The organism is Streptomyces prunicolor NBRC 13075 (assembly GCF_000367365.1).
GTDB lineage: Bacteria > Actinomycetota > Actinomycetes > Streptomycetales > Streptomycetaceae > Streptomyces > Streptomyces prunicolor.
This window is the reverse complement of the sequence record NZ_BARF01000154.1, coordinates 1-17,475: the sequence shown is the minus strand read 5'-3', so window position 1 is coordinate 17,475 and position 17,475 is coordinate 1. Positions and strand designations below refer to the sequence as shown.

14 protein-coding genes are annotated in these 17,475 nt (G+C 69.6%); 4 read left to right on the top strand and 10 right to left on the bottom strand.

Going from position 1 to position 17,475, the window contains the following annotated elements; translation table 11 throughout:
• The 6 genes from SPR02S_RS52835 to SPR02S_RS52810 form a co-directional block, all read right to left on the bottom strand.
• The gene (locus SPR02S_RS52835) at nucleotides 1–921 is read right to left on the bottom strand and encodes an ABC transporter permease (RefSeq protein WP_019065146.1); all 921 of its coding nucleotides are present in this window, start codon (nucleotides 919–921) and stop codon (nucleotides 1–3) included.
• Nucleotides 914–1,900, bottom strand: coding sequence for an ABC transporter permease (locus tag SPR02S_RS52830; protein ID WP_019065145.1), 987 nt, complete (start codon nucleotides 1,898–1,900; stop codon nucleotides 914–916). The genes SPR02S_RS52835 and SPR02S_RS52830 overlap by 8 nt, the downstream gene beginning before the upstream one ends.
• A 122-nt stretch (nucleotides 1,901–2,022) precedes the next feature.
• Nucleotides 2,023–3,840, bottom strand: coding sequence for an ABC transporter family substrate-binding protein (locus SPR02S_RS52825; protein ID WP_019065144.1), 1,818 nt, complete (start codon nucleotides 3,838–3,840; stop codon nucleotides 2,023–2,025).
• Between the two features lie 250 nt (nucleotides 3,841–4,090).
• Nucleotides 4,091–5,131, bottom strand: a complete 1,041-nt coding sequence (locus SPR02S_RS52820; RefSeq protein ID WP_019065143.1) for an NUDIX hydrolase — start codon at nucleotides 5,129–5,131, stop codon at nucleotides 4,091–4,093.
• A 143-nt stretch (nucleotides 5,132–5,274) separates the two neighbouring features.
• On the bottom strand, nucleotides 5,275–5,469 hold the full coding sequence (locus SPR02S_RS52815) for a hypothetical protein (protein WP_019065142.1): 195 nt from the start codon (nucleotides 5,467–5,469) through the stop codon (nucleotides 5,275–5,277).
• Nucleotides 5,470–5,499: 30 nt separating this feature from the next.
• Nucleotides 5,500–6,471, bottom strand: coding sequence for a TIGR01777 family oxidoreductase (locus SPR02S_RS52810; protein WP_019065141.1), 972 nt, complete (start codon nucleotides 6,469–6,471; stop codon nucleotides 5,500–5,502).
• A 183-nt stretch (nucleotides 6,472–6,654) separates the two neighbouring features.
• Between SPR02S_RS52810 and SPR02S_RS52805 the strand changes: the two genes are divergently transcribed.
• Nucleotides 6,655–8,679, top strand: a complete 2,025-nt coding sequence (locus SPR02S_RS52805) for an NPCBM/NEW2 domain-containing protein (protein WP_174447621.1) — start codon at nucleotides 6,655–6,657, stop codon at nucleotides 8,677–8,679.
• A 78-nt stretch (nucleotides 8,680–8,757) separates the two neighbouring features.
• Here SPR02S_RS52805 and SPR02S_RS52800 read toward each other — a convergent pair whose 3' ends face one another.
• Nucleotides 8,758–9,711: an ROK family protein gene (locus SPR02S_RS52800; protein WP_019065139.1), complete on the bottom strand. Its 954-nt coding sequence runs from the start codon at nucleotides 9,709–9,711 to the stop codon at nucleotides 8,758–8,760.
• A gap of 179 nt (nucleotides 9,712–9,890) precedes the next feature.
• On the opposite strand from SPR02S_RS52800, the gene SPR02S_RS52795 reads away from it, so the two are divergent.
• Both SPR02S_RS52795 and SPR02S_RS52790 read left to right on the top strand, forming a co-directional pair.
• Entirely contained in the window at nucleotides 9,891–10,955 is a 1,065-nt protein-coding gene (locus SPR02S_RS52795) for a LacI family DNA-binding transcriptional regulator (protein WP_078623289.1), read from the top strand.
• A gap of 19 nt (nucleotides 10,956–10,974) precedes the next feature.
• Nucleotides 10,975–11,724, top strand: coding sequence for a hypothetical protein (locus tag SPR02S_RS52790; protein ID WP_019065137.1), 750 nt, complete (start codon nucleotides 10,975–10,977; stop codon nucleotides 11,722–11,724).
• Between the two features lie 109 nt (nucleotides 11,725–11,833).
• On the opposite strand, the gene SPR02S_RS58435 is transcribed toward SPR02S_RS52790, so the two are convergent.
• Together SPR02S_RS58435 and SPR02S_RS52780 are read right to left on the bottom strand one after the other, a co-directional pair.
• Nucleotides 11,834–14,065, bottom strand: coding sequence for a serine/threonine-protein kinase (locus SPR02S_RS58435; RefSeq protein WP_444545441.1), 2,232 nt, complete (start codon nucleotides 14,063–14,065; stop codon nucleotides 11,834–11,836).
• 120 nt (nucleotides 14,066–14,185) lie between these two features.
• Nucleotides 14,186–15,490 carry a DUF6986 family protein gene (locus tag SPR02S_RS52780; RefSeq protein ID WP_019065134.1) on the bottom strand — a complete coding sequence of 435 codons (1,305 nt, stop codon included), beginning with the start codon at nucleotides 15,488–15,490 and terminating at the stop codon, nucleotides 14,186–14,188.
• Nucleotides 15,491–15,674: 184 nt separating this feature from the next.
• Here SPR02S_RS52780 and SPR02S_RS52775 point away from each other — a divergent pair, with 184 nt between their 5' ends.
• Nucleotides 15,675–16,571: an endonuclease/exonuclease/phosphatase family protein gene (locus SPR02S_RS52775; RefSeq protein WP_019065133.1), complete on the top strand. Its 897-nt coding sequence runs from the start codon at nucleotides 15,675–15,677 to the stop codon at nucleotides 16,569–16,571.
• Nucleotides 16,572–16,640: 69 nt separating this feature from the next.
• Here SPR02S_RS52775 and SPR02S_RS52770 read toward each other — a convergent pair.
• Nucleotides 16,641–17,475: electron transfer flavoprotein subunit alpha/FixB family protein (locus SPR02S_RS52770; protein WP_019065132.1), on the bottom strand; the 835-nt coding region annotated here is incomplete at its 5' end.

Here is a 17,475-nt window from a genome sequence, read left to right as displayed (position 1 = left end):
TCACTGTCGCACCCTTTGCTGCCGGGGATCGAAGGCGTCGCGCAGTCCGTCGCCGATGAAGTTGATGGTCAGCGCGATGGCGATGATGAACGCGCCGGGGATGTAGAAGAGCCAGGGCCGGGTGTCGACCGCTGTCTGGGCCTGGGAGACCAGCAACCCCAGTGAGGTGTCCGGGGGTTGGACGCCGAAGCCGAGGAAGGAGAGCGCGGTCTCGGTGAGGATGCCGGTCGCCACCAGGATCGTCGCGTTGACGATGATCGGCCCGAGCGCGTTGGGCAGCAGATGCCGGAAGATGATCCGCGCGTCCGATGCACCCAGCGCCCGCGCCGCCTCGATGAACTCCTTCTCGCGCAGCGACAGCACCGAGGAGCGCACCACCCGGGCCACGTACGCCCAGGTCAGTCCCGCGATCACGATGGCGATCCAGTACCAGGAGCCGCCGGTGCGCGAGGAGATGACCAGCGCGATCGCGAACAGGGGCAGCGTCAGCACCAGGTCGGCGATGCGCATCATGACCGCGTCGACGATGCCCTTGTAGAAGCCGGCGACGGCTCCCCAGATCGCGCCGAGCAGCGTGGAGCCGAGCGCGATCATGATGGCGATCTTCAGCGAGGTCTGGGTGCCGCGCATGACCTGTGCGTAGCCGTCGTAGCCCGAGGAGTCGGTGCCGAACGGGTGCTTCAGGGAAGGGGGTTTGGAGTTGTCCTCGGTGTACTTCTCGTACGAGTAGTGCCACAGGTGCGGGCCGATGAACGCCCACAGGATGATCAGCACGAACACGACCAGGCTGACCATCGCGGCCCGGTGGCGCACGAAGCGGCGCAGCACCAGCTGGGTCTGGGTGCGCTGTCGTACGGTGAACTCGTGGTCGCCACGCGGTAGTTGAGTGCCTGCGGACCCCGGTGCCTCGATGTCAGTCATAGCGGATCCTCGGGTCGAGTACGGCGTAGAGCAGATCGGCGATGAGGTTGAACCCGATGACGACGACGGCGGAGAGCAACAGCCAGGCCATGGTGCGGTAGACGTCGAGCGTGGTCGCCGCCTGGACCAGCATCTCGCCCATGCCGTGCCACTGGAAGATCGTCTCCGTGATCACCGCGCCGCCCAGGATGATCGCGATGTCGAGCGCGGTGACGGTGGCGAGCGGGATGAGGGCGGTGCGCAGCGCGTGCCGTGTCATCACCTTGCCGCGCCTGAGGCCCTTGGCGCGGGCGAGCCGTACGTAGTCGCTGTTGAGGACCTCCAGCATGGAGGCGCGGGTGTAGCGGGTCCAGGACGCGAAGGAGACCAGGGCGAGGGTGATGGTGGGCAGGATGAGGTGGCCCACGTGATCGGTGAACTCGTTCCAGGTGGTGTCGACTTCGAGGTACGGCGACTTCTCGCCGATGGTGCCGAGGAACTGGCTGCCGGTCTTCTGGTTGAACCAGATCCCGGCCTGCTTGAGCAGGACCGCGAACCAGAACACGGGCATGGCGAGGAACAGGAAGCCGAAGAAGGTGATCGTGTAGTCGGCGGCGGAGTACTGGCGGATGGCGCTGAACACACCGAACACGACGGCCATGATCAGCGCGAGGATCATCGCGGCGGCGACGAGCGTGATGGTCACCTTGAAACGGGTGAACAGGTCGTGCCCGATGTTCAGGTTGGCCTGCACGGACGGGCCGAAGTCACCGTGCAGGACGCCGGTGATCCAGTTCCAATAGCGTTCCATCACCGGCTCGTTGGCGTGGATGTGCCGGGCGAACGCGGTTACCGCCGCCTTGCTGGGCACGGGTTGTCGTGAGGTGGCGAAGTTGGCCACCGGGTCCCCGGAGTTGATGACGACCAGGAACACGATGAACGTCGAGATGATGAGGACGGGTATGGAGACGAGGATGCGGCGCACGGTGTAGGCGAGCATGCGGTCTTCTCTCGGAGCCGACGGGGTGGGGATGCCGTCCGTGGGCCGGGGGCCCGGCCCCGGTGTCGCCGGGGCCGGGCTCGACGGACGTGCCGGTGGAGCTGTTCCCTCAGCCGTTGGGGCTATTTCTTCAGGCCCCACGTGCCGGTGTTGTAGGCCGGTCCGACGATGGTGGAGTTGTTCCGCATGTTCACGAACCGCGTCTGCGTCGCGAAGAACGTCGGCTTCTGGTAAAGCGGCAGCACGTAGGCGTCGTTCACCATGAGCTGGTCGGCCTGGTTGAGGAGGGCCGCGGACTTCGTCGCGTCCGTCTCGCCCACGGCCTGGGAGATCAGGGCATCAGCCTTCTTGTTGCTGTAGCCGCCGTAGTTGCCGCCACCGCTGGTGAACCAGTTCTGCTGGGCGCCACTGCTCGGGAACGGTGCCGCGACCCAGGCGAAGACGATGATGTCGTACTGGTGCCCGGCGAGGACCGTGCCGAGGTCGGCCGCGCCGATCGGCTTGATGGTGACCTTGATGCCGAGGCTCGCCAGGTTGCTCTGCAGGATCTGGCACTCGCTCTGCCGGATCTGGTTGCCGGTGGTGTAACGGCAGTTGAAGGGTCCGACGGCCTTGCCGTCCGGGGTCTTCAGGGCCGAACCCACGCCGGTGAACTTGGCGTCCGTGAGGTGCTTCTTCGCCTTGGTCAGGTCACCTGATCCCTGACCGGTGCCGGTGACCACGTCCTTGTAACCGGCCTGCCCGGGAACGAAGTTGTGGTTGCCGAGCGGCTTCACGGACGGGTCGAACTGGCCGACCGTCTTGGCGAGGATGTCCTTGATGTTGATCGCCGTGAACATCGCCTGCCGCAGCGCCAGATACTTGCCGAGCACCGGGTTGTGCAGGTTGAGGTCGAAGTGCTCCCAGGTCAGCCCGTTGCCGATGGTGTAGGTGATGCCGGGGATATCCTTGACCTGGTTGACCAGGTCGACCTCGGGCTGCGGGTAGATGCCCTGAACCTCGTTGTTCTTGAGGGCAGTTGGCTCCTGGGTGGCGTCCGAGATGACCTTGAAGATTAGCCGCTGGAGGGTCGCCTTCTTGGCGCCGTACCACTTGGGGTCGGGCACGTAGGTGGCGTGGTCGTTGTCCGTCCAGTCCTGCATCTTGTACGCGCCGGCCGTCGCGTACTTGGTGGGCGGGGTCTTCAGGAAGTACTGCCAGGCCTGGGCCATCTGAGTGGCCGTCATATGGGCGGCGTCACCGGCCTTGGCGCCCGAGAACTTCTCGGCGACATGCGCCGGGTACATCGGGTAGCCCCCGCCGAACAGCGACTTCCAGTCCGAGTAGGGCTTGGACATCACCATGGTGACGGTCTTGCCGCCGTCGGACGCGGTGAGGGACTTGACCCGGTCGTAGCCGGCGGTGCTCGACGGCAGACAGCCCTTGGTCTGCGTGGAGTCACTGGCGGGCGGCGGCGGGCAGTCCTTGCCGTTGTTGGTACGCCAGTAATAAACGAAGTCGTCGGCGGTGATGGGCGTACCGTCGTTCCACGACGCCTTCGGGTTGATCTTGTAGACGATGGTCTGCGGGCTGGTGCTGGTCTGAGTCGCCGAGGTCATCAGGTCGGTGTTGAGGGCGACGGTGAAGTCGGGCTGGGGTACGAACACCTGCGGCAGCACGACCTCCAGGGCCTCCGCGTTCTCGAAGGTGTTGCCGTTGACGTCCTGGACGTTCCACTGCTGGATGTTCTTCTCCAGCACGTAGGTGTACGTCCCGCCGGACTTGGTGGTGGCCGAGTTGCAGGTGTTGGCCTTGCCCACGGTGTTGCAGGACGTGAGCCCGGCCGAGCTGCCCTTGTTGGAGTCGCCGCCCCCGCCGCCGCTGCTGCAGGCGGTGAGCACCAGGACGAGCCCGGCGGCGAGCGTGAGGGCCCGGGTGAGGGCCGAGGATGGCACGCGCATGTTCCTCTCCTTCGACCGGCGAAATGTCCGGTCCCATAGAGGCGGCCGGCGGCCGCGAGAGAACTGAGCTGCGCAAAGACGTTAGAGCTCGGATGTTCCTTCTTCACGTTCTTGTTCATACCGGGAAGGCGACGATTCACCCTCGCTTTGTTATCGGAATCCTCCACACCCCGCAAAATCGCCAGGTGGTGTCCCTGGTATAGCAAAGTCCCGTCCAACATCGTTGATCAGAGCGCAAATTGACGCCCCGTCAGCCAAGTGGTACGCCCGCTTCCAGATAGAGCGCGGCGCCGCGTTCACGGGCCCTGAGCGCCCACCGCAGCCGCTCGTAGCGGACCGGCGGCAACAGGTCGGCGGCCTCCTGCTCGGTGGCGAAGCACCAGCCGCGCAACTCCGGCCCGGGCAGCAGCAGTCGGTCGGCCACGGCGGCGTCCAGCCGGCCGCCGTCGAAGAGGAGGCGCAGCCCGCCGTAGCCGGGTGGTGCGGGTGGTTCCCAGTCGACGACGAGCAGCCGGGGTACGTCGTCGAGGACGATGCCGGTCTCCTCGGTGACCTCGCGCATGCCGGCCCGGGCGGGTGCCTCGCCGGGTTCGACGACGCCGCCGGGGAACTCCCAGCCGGCCTTGTAGGTGGGGTCGACGAGCAGCACGCGGTCCTGTTCGTCGAAGAGGAGCACTCCGGCCGCGAGGGTCTCGGAGGTGGGCTCCGGGGTCTGCACGATGTCGCAGACGGGCACGGCACCGCTGCCGACGGCGCCGGCGATCCGGGCGGCCGTCTCGTAGGGGGTGAGCGCGCCGGTGTCGACGAGATGGGCGTCGGCGGTGAGCCAGGAGCCGAGCGCGGCGCGATACGGCTCGATGTGGTCGTAGGCCCACTGGCGTGTCCGGATCTCGCCGTCGGGGAGGTCCGGTGGGACCTCCCGGCCGGCTATTCGCTCGCGCAGGATCGTTTCCGCCGGAGCGAGGAGGACATGCCGGACCGTGACCCGGCGGGCCGCGAGACCGCCGAAGATCTCGTCGCGGTACTCCTGCCGCAGCAGGGTCATCGGGACGACGAGGGTCCCGCCGAGCTCGCCGAGCATGGCCGCCGCCGTGTCGATCACGAGCCGCCGCCACATCGGCAGGTCCTGGAAGTCGCCGACCTCTGCGAGGTGCTTGGGCGGGAGCAGATACGGAAGTGCTCCGCCGATGACCTCGGGGTCGAAGAGCGTGCTGTTCGGGATCAGTTCGATCAGTTCCCGTGCGGTGGTGGTCTTGCCTGCACCGAACGCGCCGTTGATCCAGACGATCACGGACAGTTCCCCCTCTTCTGTTGGCCCCCTGAGGCTTGCCCGTTCCACCCTGCCACGGAAACCAGCCGCAGTTGAGGGCGTACATACGACGGCGCCGGTGCCCCCTCCGACGAGGCACCGGCGCCGCACACTTACGACGGGTATCAGCTGTTCTGCCCCAAGACTCCCTCGTCGGCGGCGAAGCTGCCGTCGCTGACGAGGTGATCCATGGCACCCACGGTGTCCTTGACGTTGAGATCGCCGAGTACGTCGTGGTCGTGGGAGTGCGACGGGGAGATCGCGGCGACGACGAAACCGGTGGCGAGGGAGGCGATGGCCAGCATGCTGCGCTTCTTCATGCCCCGTTCAACTGACGAAGCGCGCCGGGGTCACGCCCGGACGGCCCGCCGGATGGAACCCGCCTCGCCCCGTGCCCGTCGTACGAGGTCCACGGCCGCCTCGGGCCACTGCGGATGGTCGAAGGTGAACCCTTCCGCCAGCAGCCGTCCCGGGACGACCCGGCGGCTCTTCAGGAGGAGTTCGGTGTCCGAGCGCAGCGCGAGGGCGCCCAGTTCCGCCATCCACTTCGTGGCGGGCAGTCCGACGGGGACGCCCCGGGCGGCACGCAGGACCCGCATGAAGGCGCGCTGCGGGAGCGGTCCGGGGGCGGCGAGGTTCACCGGCCCGGCGATGTCGTCCCGGGCGACGAGGAACTCCACCGCGCGGACGAAGTCCTGGTCGTGGATCCAGGAGACGTACTGGGCACCGCCCGCGACCGGACCGCCGAGCCCGAGCCGGACCAGCCCCGACAGGACGTCGAAGACACCACCGCGGTCGGGGCTCATCACCATGGCGGCGCGCAGGGCGACCTTGCGGGTCTGCGGGGTGTCGGCGCGCTCCTGCTCGCGTTCCCAGTTCTTGGCGATCTCGACGCTGTACGACCAGTAGTCGGGTACGTCGGGTTCGGCGCCGCCGATGACGCCCGTGGCCTCGTCGTTGGGGGCGTCGTGGCGATGGGCGTAGACGGTGGCGGTGCTCATCTGCAGCCAGACGCGCGGCGGGCTCGCGGCGGCTGCGATGGCCTCGCCGACGACCCGGGCGGAGTGCACGCGCGAGTCCATCATGGCCTTCAGGTTGGCCGGGGTGTAGCGGCAACTGACGCTGCGGCCCGCCAAGTTGATCACGACATCGCTGCCGTCGATCTCCCGGGCCCAGGTGCCCAGGTGCTCGCCGTCCCACCACACCTCGCGGTCGCGCGACGGCCGCCGGGTGAGGACGACGACCTCGTGACCGGCCTCGGTCAGGGCGCGGTCCAGGATCGCGCCCACCTGTCCCGTTCCGCCGGGAATGACGATCTTCACCGGGCTCCCCCTTCTGTCGGGAGGGAGCCTAGCGCAGAAAGTTGAACGCGTTCAAAACGTGCGCGATGGAAGTCGAACAATAAATACGCAACTCTTCCAACAGAGTTCGACACGTCCTACCGTAATCGCGCACATGGCATGCACAGGAAGTGATCCCATCTTTTGCGAGTCCGGAGGAACGTAATGACGCGTCACCCCCACACCCGCACGACCCGCCGAAGAGTGGTCGGAGCGCTCGTCGCAGGCCTGTTGTGCACGGCGGGCCTCGCCGCGCCGGCCGTGGCCGCCCCCGCACAGGCCCCCGTCTCCCCCTCCCTGGCCGACGGTCAGGCACTCACCCCTCCGATGGGTTTCAACAACTGGAACTCCACCAACTGCCGTGCCGAGTTCAACGAGTCGATGGTCGAGGGCATCGCGGACATCTTCGTCAACAAGGGCCTCAAGGCGGCCGGTTACCAGTACGTCAACCTCGACGACTGCTGGGCCCTGCCCTCCCGCGACGCCGACGGCAAGCTCGTCCCCGACCCGGTCCGCTTCCCGCACGGGATCAAGGCGGTCGCGGACTACGTGCACTCCAAGGGGCTCAAGCTCGGCATCTACACCAGCGCGGGCACGAAGACGTGCAACGACGCCGGTTTCCCCGGTGGCCTGGGCCACGAGTACAGCGACGCGCAGCAGTTCGCCGACTGGGGCGTGGACTACCTCAAGTACGACAACTGCAACAACCAAGGCGTGGACGCCAAGTTGCGCTACAACACGATGCGCGACGCCCTGAAGGCGACCGGCCGCCCGATCGTCTTCAGCATCTGCGAGTGGGGCGAGAACAAGCCCTGGGAGTGGGCCGCGGACGTCGGACATCTGTGGCGCACGACCGGTGACATCAGCGACAACTGGGGCTCGATGCTGTCGATCCTCAAGCAGAATCTGCCACTTGCCCCCTACGCGGGCCCCGGGCACTGGAACGACCCCGACATGCTGGAGGTCGGCAACGGCGGCATGACGGACACCGAGTACCGCTCGCACTTCTCCATGTGGTCGATCATGGCCGCGCCTCTTCTCATCGGCTCGGACCTGCGCACCGCGACCGACGCGACCTTCGACATCCTCGACAACAAGGAGGTCATCGCGGTCGACCAGGACCCGCTGGGCAAGCAGGGCACGGTCGTCTCGTCGGAGGGCGGACGCCGGGTCGTCGCCAAGGAGATGAAGGACGGCAGCCGTACGGTCGCGCTCTTCAACGAGTCCGGCAGCGCCCAGCGCATCGCCACGACCGCCGCGGCCGTCGGCCTCCCGAACGCCCACGCCTACACCCTGCGCGACCTGTGGCAGCACAAGAGCTACAACACCGCGGGCGCGATCTCCGCGACCGTACCGGCCCACGGCACGGTCCTCGTACGGGTCTCGGCCGACCGGCACGCGCTCAAGAACCCGCCGGCCGTCGAACTCGGCCTGGACAGCGCCCCGTTGGTCCAGGCGGCCACCCCGACCCCGCTCACGACGGCGGTCACCGACCTGGGCCGTACGACCGCCGAGCATGTCTCCGTGACCCTGACCGGTCCTGCGGGCTGGAAGGTGCGGGCCAAGTCGTCGACGACCGCGAAGGCCGTCCGGACCGGCAAGTCGCTGCGCACGAAGTGGACGGTCACCGCTCCGGCGGGGACGTCGACGGGGTCGTACGACCTGACGCTCAAGGCGAGTTACCGCTCGCCGACCGGTACGCGGGTCACCACCACCCTGCCGTTCACCGCGTCCGTGGTGGTGGCGCCGCCCTCGGGGACGTCGTACTTCGGCGATCTTCCGTGGATGTCAACGGCCAATGGATACGGGCCTGTTGAGCGCAACACCAGCAACGGGGAGAGCGCTGCGGGGGACGGTCATCCGATCACCCTCGGTGGAGTGGTGTACGCCAAGGGACTTGGCGTACACGCCGAGAGCGACGTCGAGTACTACACCGGGAAGACGTGCGAGAAGGTCACCGCGGACGTCGGTGTGGACGACGAGAAGGGCGCCAACGGGACCGTCGCCTTCGAGATCTGGGCGGACGGCACGAAGGTCGCCTCGACCGGCGTCCTCACCAACGCGATGCCCGCCCAGCCGGTCACCGCGGACGTGACCGGCGCCCAGGTGGTCCGACTCGTCGTCACCGACGGCGGCGACGGGATCGACTCGGACCACGCGGACTGGGCGGACGCTCAACTCACGTGCTGAGCAAGGTGGAACAAGGTGGGACTCGCGTGCCGAACAGGGGCGTAGGCCGCTGAACGAACGTTTCGGCCGGTCCGTTCCTCACACCCCGGCCGAGGTCGCGCTCGCCTGCCCGGCGAGCGCGGCCGCGGCCGCTCCCACCAGCCCGGCGTCCGTGCCCATCTGAGCCGGCGTCACCGTCAGCCGCTGCACGAAGGACAGCGTCGCGTAGTCGCTCAGCGCCTTCCGCAGCGGTGTGAACAGCACGTCGCCCGCCTTGCCGACTCCCCCGCCGATCACGGCGATGTCGATCTCGACGAGGGTCGCGGTGGCCGCGATACCGGCGGCGAGGGCCTGTGCGGCCCGCTCGAAGGAGGCCACCGCGATCGGGTCACCGGCCCGCGCGGCGGCGGCGACGGCCGCTGCCGAGACATCGCCGTCCGGGCCCGGTCGCCAGCCGCCCTCGACCGCCCGCCGGGCGATGTTGGGACCGCTGGCGATCCGCTCGACGCAGCCGCGCGAACCGCACGGGCAGGCGTCGCCGTCCAGGTCGACGCTGATGTGGCCGATGTGGCCCGCGTTGCCGGTCGGCCCGGGGTGCAGCTGCCCGTTGAGGACGAGGCCGCCCCCGACTCCCGTGGAGACGACCATGCACAGCGCGTTGGCGTGCCCGCGTGCGGCGCCCTGCCAGTGCTCGGCCGCCGTGATCGCCACGCCGTCGCCGATCAGCTCGACGGGCAGGTCACCGGCCGCCGCACGCACCCGCTCGACGAGCGGAAAGTCGCGCCAGCCGGGCACGTTGACCGGGCTCACGGTGCCGGCGGAGGCGTCCACGGGACCCGCGCTGCCGATGCCGAGGGCGCTCGCGCGGGACCACGAAGGTGATGCGGTGAGCTCCGCGAGCACCTCCTCCACGGCTCGCATCACGGTGTCGCCGTCGTCCTGCGAGGGCGTCGGGCGCTGTGCTCGCACCAGGATCTTGCCGTGGCCGTCCACCAGCGCCCCGGCGATCTTGGTGCCGCCGATGTCGAGCGCGGCCACGAGGTCGGTGTGCATCAGTGTCAGATCTCCCCGTCAAACATGAGAACCACCAGAAGGTGAGTTGGGCCGGTCTCGCGGTGGGGGCGCAGGCCGGAGATATTCGGTGGACAGTCTCTCTCGCATATGACAACGTTGTCCAGGCTCTATGCTCGACGCCACATCCTCATACAAACCCATGGACCTATGCATCCCCCGTGGACGACAGGACAGGACAGCGCATCGTGCCAGAGACCGCCCGCCGCCCCGAGAACCGCTACGGCAACCGTCCAACTATGAAGGACGTGGCCGCACGAGCGGGTGTCGGCCTGAAAACGGTGTCTCGCGTGGTGAACGGCGAGCCGGGCGTCACCCCCGACACCGAGCGCCGGGTCCAGGAGGCGATCGACGCCCTCGGCTTCCGACGGAACGACAGCGCCCGCGTCCTGCGCAAGGGCCGCACGGCCAGCATCGGCCTCGTCCTGGAGGACCTCGCCGACCCGTTCTACGGCCCCCTCAGCCGCGCCGTCGAAGAGGTCGCCCGCGCCCATGGTGCCCTGCTCATCAACGGCTCCAGCGCCGAAGACCCGGACCGCGAGCAGGAGTTGGTGCTCGCGCTGTGCGCCCGGCGCGTGGACGGGCTTGTGGTGATCCCGGCCGGGGACGACCACCGCTATCTGGAGCCGGAGATCAAGGCGGGCGTAGCGACCGTGTTCGTGGACCGTCCGGCCGGGAAGATCGACGCGGATGTCGTCCTGTCGAACAGCTACGGCGGCGCACGCGACGGCGTCACCCACCTCATCTCCCACGGCCACCGGCGCATCGGCTTCATCGGCGACATGCCCCGCATCCACACGGCCGTCGAGCGGCTGCGCGGGTACCGGGCCGCGATGGAGGACGCGGGGATACCGGTCGAGGACGCGTGGATGTCCCTCGGCGTGACCGACCCGGTCCGGGTGCGCCGGGCGGCCGAGGAGATGCTGACCGGCCCCTCCCCCGTCACCGCGATCTTCGCCGGCAACAACCGTGTGACGGTCACCGTCGTCCGGGTCCTCGCCGAACAGTCCCGCCGGATCGCCCTGGTGGGCTTCGACGACTTCGAACTCGCCGATCTGCTCCAGCCGGGGGTGACGGTCGTCGCGCAGGACGCGGCGACGCTCGGGCGTACGGCCGCGGACCGGCTCTTCCGACAGCTGGACGGCACGTTGATCGCGCCGGAGCGGATCGAGCTGCCGACGAGGCTGATCACCCGGGGCTCGGGCGAGTTGCCGCCGTCGGACTGAGGGGCGCGGGTACGACGGCGTGCGTGAGCGTGCGGGCGACCGCGTGGACGAGGGCCTGGACCGGACGTTGGAGGCGCTGGGGCTGGCTCGGGCGCCGCGCGAGGATCCCCTCAGCTACCCGGGTGCGTGGCCCAAGGAGTCCGGACTTCTGGTCGGCGACCGCCTGTTGCCCCTCGACGACCACCCCCCGTACGCGAACCGCACCCCGGTCCTCGCCATCGGCTCCAACGCCTGCCCCGGCCAACTGCGGCACAAGATGGCCGAGTTCGGGATCACGTCTCCCGTCCCGATGCTGAAGGTACGGGTCACGGGAATCGACGTCGGCGTCTCGGCGCATGTGAGCCGCGTGGGGTATGTGTCGGCGTCGCCGGTCCACGCGCCCGGTGTCGTACGGGAGTTGTTCGTGACGTGGTTCGACGCGCGGCAGCTCGCGGTGGTGGACGCGAGTGAGGGAGCGTACGACCGGACGTGGTTGCCCGAGTCCGAGTGCCATATCGAGCTGGGCTCAGGCGAGTTGTTGCGGGGCGCGTACGTCTACGTCAACCGGCATGGCGTCCTGCACGACGGCACGGGTGTGCCGCGCCGACATCCGGGCGAGCGGGCGCTGCTCACCGAACTGCTGGGCAGCTCGGCGGCGTTGAGGGCGTTGTTCGGGCGGACGCCGGAGGAGTTCTGCGAACGGGCGCGGGCCGACCGTGAGTTGTGCGAGCGGGGTACGAGGCTGTTCCGGGAAGAGGGGCTGGTGACGGTGTCGGGCCTGGAACGCTGAGCGACCCTTCACGCACCTCGTGCACGTCGTTGCCTCGGACGGCTCACCACCGGCGGCGCAGCGGAAGAAAGTCGGCTCCCCCGGTTCCACCATGGCTGTCAGAGGGACTTCAACAGACCGGTAGCCCCGGAATCGGCTCGTCGTTGTCCCCGCCCTTCAGGTAGACGTCGCTGACATAGACGTTGGTGTTGCCGCTGTCGTCGTCCGTCTTGGCCCACCAGACGTTGGTCCACTGGCCGTACGTCTCGCGGCGACCCAAGTTCTGTTGGCAGTAGAAGTAGTTGGTACCCGCGCCGAGCACGCCGACCTCGGTGCCGGACGCGGTGTAGGACTTCGCGCTGCGCCACACCTGGCAGTTGTACTTGCCGCCGCCGGTGGACTGACAGACGGACGCGGGACTGGAGCTGGGCGTGGCTCCGCCCGTCGTGGGGGCGTCACCGCCGGTGCTTCCGCCGCCGGAGGACGTGGACTTGCTCGGGGCGACGGTGGGATCTTGCCCCTCCGCCGTGCTCTCCCCCTTGCCGGTGTGCTGCTGCGTCGGCGCCCGGGTCCCGTCGTCGCCCTGCCCGGTGGGCTTGGGCTCGACCGAGCGGTCGGCGTCCGTACGTCCACTGGGCGAGGCGGGGCCGACACCGGCACCGGCCGGAGGTGAGGCGCTGGGCTGCGAACTGACCCTGGTGTCACCGGAGTTGACCATGCGGGCGACGACCACTCCGGCACCGGCGAGAACTGCCACCACGGCCACGGCGGCTATCAGGATGCGTGCCTTGCGGCGGGGTGCGGCCGACGGGTGGGACATGGGACCGGTCGGCGGGGAGGGGTGAGGCGCGGGGGCCACGGAGGCCATGGGGGCCACCGGAGCGAGGGGCGGGCCGAAGCCTTGGGGTACGAGTGTGGGCGTTGGCGTGGGAGGGGGCGTGGCAGCGGACGCGAAGGCCTCCGAACCCGGCCGCTCCGAAGAGTCAGGGCCCTGCTCGCCCGTTCCGAGCAGGCCTGCCGCACCTGCCCCGTACGCAGCTGCCCCAAGTCGCCCTGCCGACCCAGCTGTTGACCCTCCTGATCCGGACCGCCCCGATCCGGACCGCCCCGAGGCGTCGCCCGCGGCCTCCTCCGGTCCTGCGCCCTCGGGCGAACCGCCGGTCCCCGGCCCGCTGCCTCCGGTCGGCTCGTCGGTGCCGAAACCCTGCCCGGCTGGAGCCGCATGCTGCCCAGCCCCGAGACCCTGCCCGCTCTCCGCAGGCTCAGCGGCGCCCGCGCCCCGGACCCCAGCCCCAGCCCCAGCCCCAGCATCGAGATCGGTGCCTGCCAGGACCACCCCCGCTACCCCAAGTCCCGCCGCCCGCACCCCCGTTGGGTCCTTCGACTCCGTCGACGGCTTCGGTTCCGGAACCCCCGCTCCCGGCCCCACACTCCCACTCCCCCGCGACTCCACCGCTCCGAACCCCGGCGGCACCGCAGGGATCCCGCCCCCGGTCGACCGCAGCACAGCCGTAGGCAAATCCACCCCCGGCGCCCCCGCAACCCCCTCCAACAACTCCCGCGCCGAATCCGCCCCCGGCCGCAACTCCGCCCGCTTCTCCATCAGTTGCCGCAGAACAGGCCCAAGTCGCCCCGCCCGCCGGGGTTCCGGCAAGGGCTCGGAGACGATCGCCGTGAGGGTGGAGTACGTGGACGTGCGCCGGAACGGCGACGCACCCTCGACCGCCGCGTACAACGTCGCACCCAAGGCCCAGACATCCGATGCCGGCCCCGGGTCCGCGCCCTGCGCCCGCTCGGGGGCCAAGTAGTCCAGGGAGCCGATGAGTTCACCGCTGCGCGTGAGGTGGGTGGCGGAGCCGTCGCCCGGGTCGTCCATCGTCGCGATGCCGAAGTCCGTGAGGACGACCCGGCCCGAGCGGTCGAGGAGGATGTTGCCCGGCTTCACATCGCGGTGCAGGACGCCCACGGCGTGGGCCGCGGCCAGCGCCTCCATCACCTTCGCGCCGATCCCGGCCGCCTCGCGCGGATCGATCGGGCCGCGCTCCGCGAGTACGTCGTCCAGGGACGGGCCGTCGATCAACTCCATGACGATCAGCGGACGTCCGTCGACCTCGGCGATGTCGTGCACGGCGACCACGCCGTGATGGCGGACCCGCGCCGCCGCCCGAGCCTCGCGCTGCATCCGCAGGCGCAGGTCGGCCAGTTCGGGTCCGTGGGCGTCGGTGAAGGTGCGCAGTTCCTTGACGGCGACCTCACGGCCGAGGACCTCGTCGACGGCCCGCCAGACGACGCCCATGCCGCCGCGCCCGAGTCGGTCCACGACGCGATAGCGCCCGGCCAGCAATCGGTCGACCTCGTCCACGCGTCCACTCTCCCCCGAAGGCACCGCCCGCTCCGTCCCTGTGGCCCATCCATGAACGCCGTACAGCCTACGGGGCGGCAGTGACAACAGAAGCCGGCGCCAACACCTGTGACAGGTCCGCTACTTGGCGGACGCCGTGAGGTCGCCCCGGCGCGGCGCCGCGAAACCCTCCAGGTCCATCCGGGTCAGCGCGGTCGCCCTGGCCACCTCGGCGATGTCGAGTGCCCCGCAGTCCAGGCCGCGCAGCAGATAGCCGCTGAGGGCCTTGGCGGTGGCGGGCTCGTCCATGACGTCGCCGCCGGCGTGGTTGGCGTAGCGGGCGAGACGTGCGGCGGCCTGTTCGAAGCCCTCGCGGTAGAAGGCGAAGACGGCCGCGTAGCGGGTGGGGATGTGGCCGGGGTGCATGTCCCAGCCCTGGTAGTACGCGCGGGACAGCGCCCGCCGGGTGAGGCCGTAGTGCAGCCGCCAGGCGTCGTGGACCTTGGCCGTGGGACCGACCGGGAGGACGTTCGTCGAGCCGTCCGAGACCCGCACCCCCGTCCCCGCAGCCGCGACCTGCATGATCGCCTTGGCGTGGTCGGCGGCCGGGTGGTCGCTGGCCTGATAGGCGGCGGAGACGCCGAGGCACGCGCTGTAGTCGAAGGTGCCGTAGTGCAAGCCGGTGGCGCGGCCCTCGGCGGCCTGGATCATGCGGGCGACGGTCGCCGTGCCGTCGGTGGCGAGGATGGACTGGCTGGTCTCGATCTGGATCTCGAAGCCGATCCGGCCCCGCTCCAGCCCGTTCGCCTTCTCGAAGGCCTCCAGGAGGCGCACCATCGCGGTGACCTGTTCGGCGTAGGTGACCTTGGGGAGGGTGAGGACCAGCCCCTCGGGCAGGCCGCCGGCCGCCATGAGTCCGGTCAGGAAGATGTCGAGGGTGCGGATGCCCCGATCGCGCACCGGCGCCTCCATGCACTTCATCCGGATGCCCATGTACGGCGCCGCCGTGCCCTTCTCGTACGCCTCGGCGATCAGCCGGGCCGCGCGGGCGGCGGCCTCGTCCTCCTCGGCGTCGGGGCGGGGGCCGTAGCCGTCCTCGAAGTCGACGCGCAGGTCCTCGATGGGCTCGCGTTCCAACTTGGCCCGCACGCGCGCGTGGACGGGTTCGGCGAGTTCGTCGGAGAGGCCGAGGACGGCGGCGAAGGAGGCCGCGTCGGGGGCGTGTTCGTCGAGGGCGGCAAGAGCTCGGTCGCCCCAGGAGCGGATCGTGTCCCTGGCGAAGACGTCACCGGGGACGTAGACCGTGTGGACGGGCTGGCGGGTGCCCGGGTCGCCGGGGTAACGGCGCTCCAGTTCGGCGTCGACCGGTGCCAGGGAGGCGCTGATCTCCTCGCTGATCGCGCCCGCGAGGCTCGTCGCCACCTTCTCCTGCTCGCCCTGACCCATCCCACACCCTCCAGTTTTCCGCTCTACGGAATCAACAATCCGTAGAACGAAGTTATCCATGGAGCTTCCCGCCGGTCAACACCCTGTCCACGCCGTGAACCCGGGGCGTTCACTCCCGTCCCGAGGCCCTCTTCCGCCCAGCGCCTCGCCCCTTCATCCTGACTCGCAAGGGGAGGGGATGCATATGCCGACTGTCAGAACGGTGACGCGGCGCGCGGGGCTCACCACGCTGCTGGCGGCAGCCGTGGCCCTGCCGCTGATCGCAACCGTCCGCTCCACCGCCGCCGCCCGGCACGACACCCGCCTGCTGGACGTCATGACGTTCAACCTGCGCTACGCGAGCACCGACGAGCCCAACAGCTGGAAGGTCCGCCGCCCGGTGATGCGCGACCTGCTGCTCCGCGCGGCCCCCGACATCATCGGCACCCAGGAGGGCCTCTACGCACAGCTCCAGGACATCAAGCAGGACCTGGCACCGCACTACGACTGGATCGGCGGCGGCCGCAAGGGCGGCAGCTTCGACGAGGAGACGGCGATCTTCTACGACACCCGCCGCCTCGCCCCCGTCGAATACGACCAGTTCTGGCTCTCCGACACGCCCGCCGTGATCGGGTCGAACACCTGGGGCGGCGCCCACCCGCGCATCGCGACATGGATCCGCTTCCGCGATCTCGGGGACAAGGAGCGGCAGTTCTACGTCCTCAACACCCACCTGGACAACGCGAGTCAGTACGCACGCGAGCGTGCCGCCACGCTCATCGCCGAACGCCTCGCCCGTCTGGACCGCTCCCTGCCGATCGTGGTGACCGGCGACTTCAACACCGCCGCGCACACCACCGCGGTCTACGACACGATGCTGGGCGCCGGTCTCAAGGACGCCTGGGACGCGGCGGCCGGGCGCGGGCTGTCGTACGGCACCTTTCACGGCTACCACGAGCTCCTCCCGGACGGTGGCCGCATCGACTGGATCCTGGTCACCCCGGGAGTCACCGTGCACCGGTCGGCCGTCGACACCTACGCCGAGAACAGCCAGTTCCCGAGCGACCATCTGCCCGTGCGGTCCACGATCAGCCTGGGATGAGCGGCTCGGGACACGCGAAGGCTCCCGCGACCACGTGGGTCACGGGAGCCTCGTACAACCTCAAAGACATCAGCCCTTGCGGGAGTTGACCTCTTCGGTGAGCTGCGGGACGACGTCGAAGAGGTCGCCGACGACGCCGTAGTCGACGAGGTCGAAGATCGGGGCCTCGGCGTCCTTGTTGACGGCCACGATGGTCTTCGAGGTCTGCATGCCCGCGCGGTGCTGGATCGCGCCGGAGATGCCGTTGGCGATGTAGAGCTGCGGGGAGACGCTCTTGCCGGTCTGGCCGACCTGGTTGGAGTGCGGGTACCAGCCGGCGTCGACAGCGGCACGGGAGGCGCCGACGGCCGCGCCGAGGGAGTCGGCGAGGGCCTCGATGATCGCGAAGTTGTCCGCGCCGTTCACCCCGCGACCACCGGAGACGACGATCGCGGCCTCGGTCAGCTCCGGGCGGCCGGTCGACTCGCGCGGGGTGCGCGCGGTGACCTTGGTGCCGGTGGCCTTGTCCGAGAAGGTGACCGCGAGAGCCTCGACGGTGCCGGCGGCCGGAGCGGCCTCCACGGCAGCGCTGTTGGGCTTCACAGTGATGACCGGAGTGCCCTTGGAGACCCGGGTCTTGGTGGTGAAGGAGGCGGCGAACACCGACTGCGTGGCCACGGGGCCCTCGTCACCGGCCTCCAGGTCGGTGGCGTCGGTGATGATGCCGGAGCCGATACGCACGGCCAGCCGGGCGGCGATCTCCTTGCCCTCGGCGGAGGACGGCACCAGGACGGCGGCCGGGGAGACGGCCTCGACGGCGGCCTGGAGGGCGTCGACCTTGGGTACGACGAGGTAGTCGGCGTACTCGGCGGCGTCGTGCGTGAGCACCTTCACCGCGCCGTGCTCGGCGAGCGCGGCGGCGGTG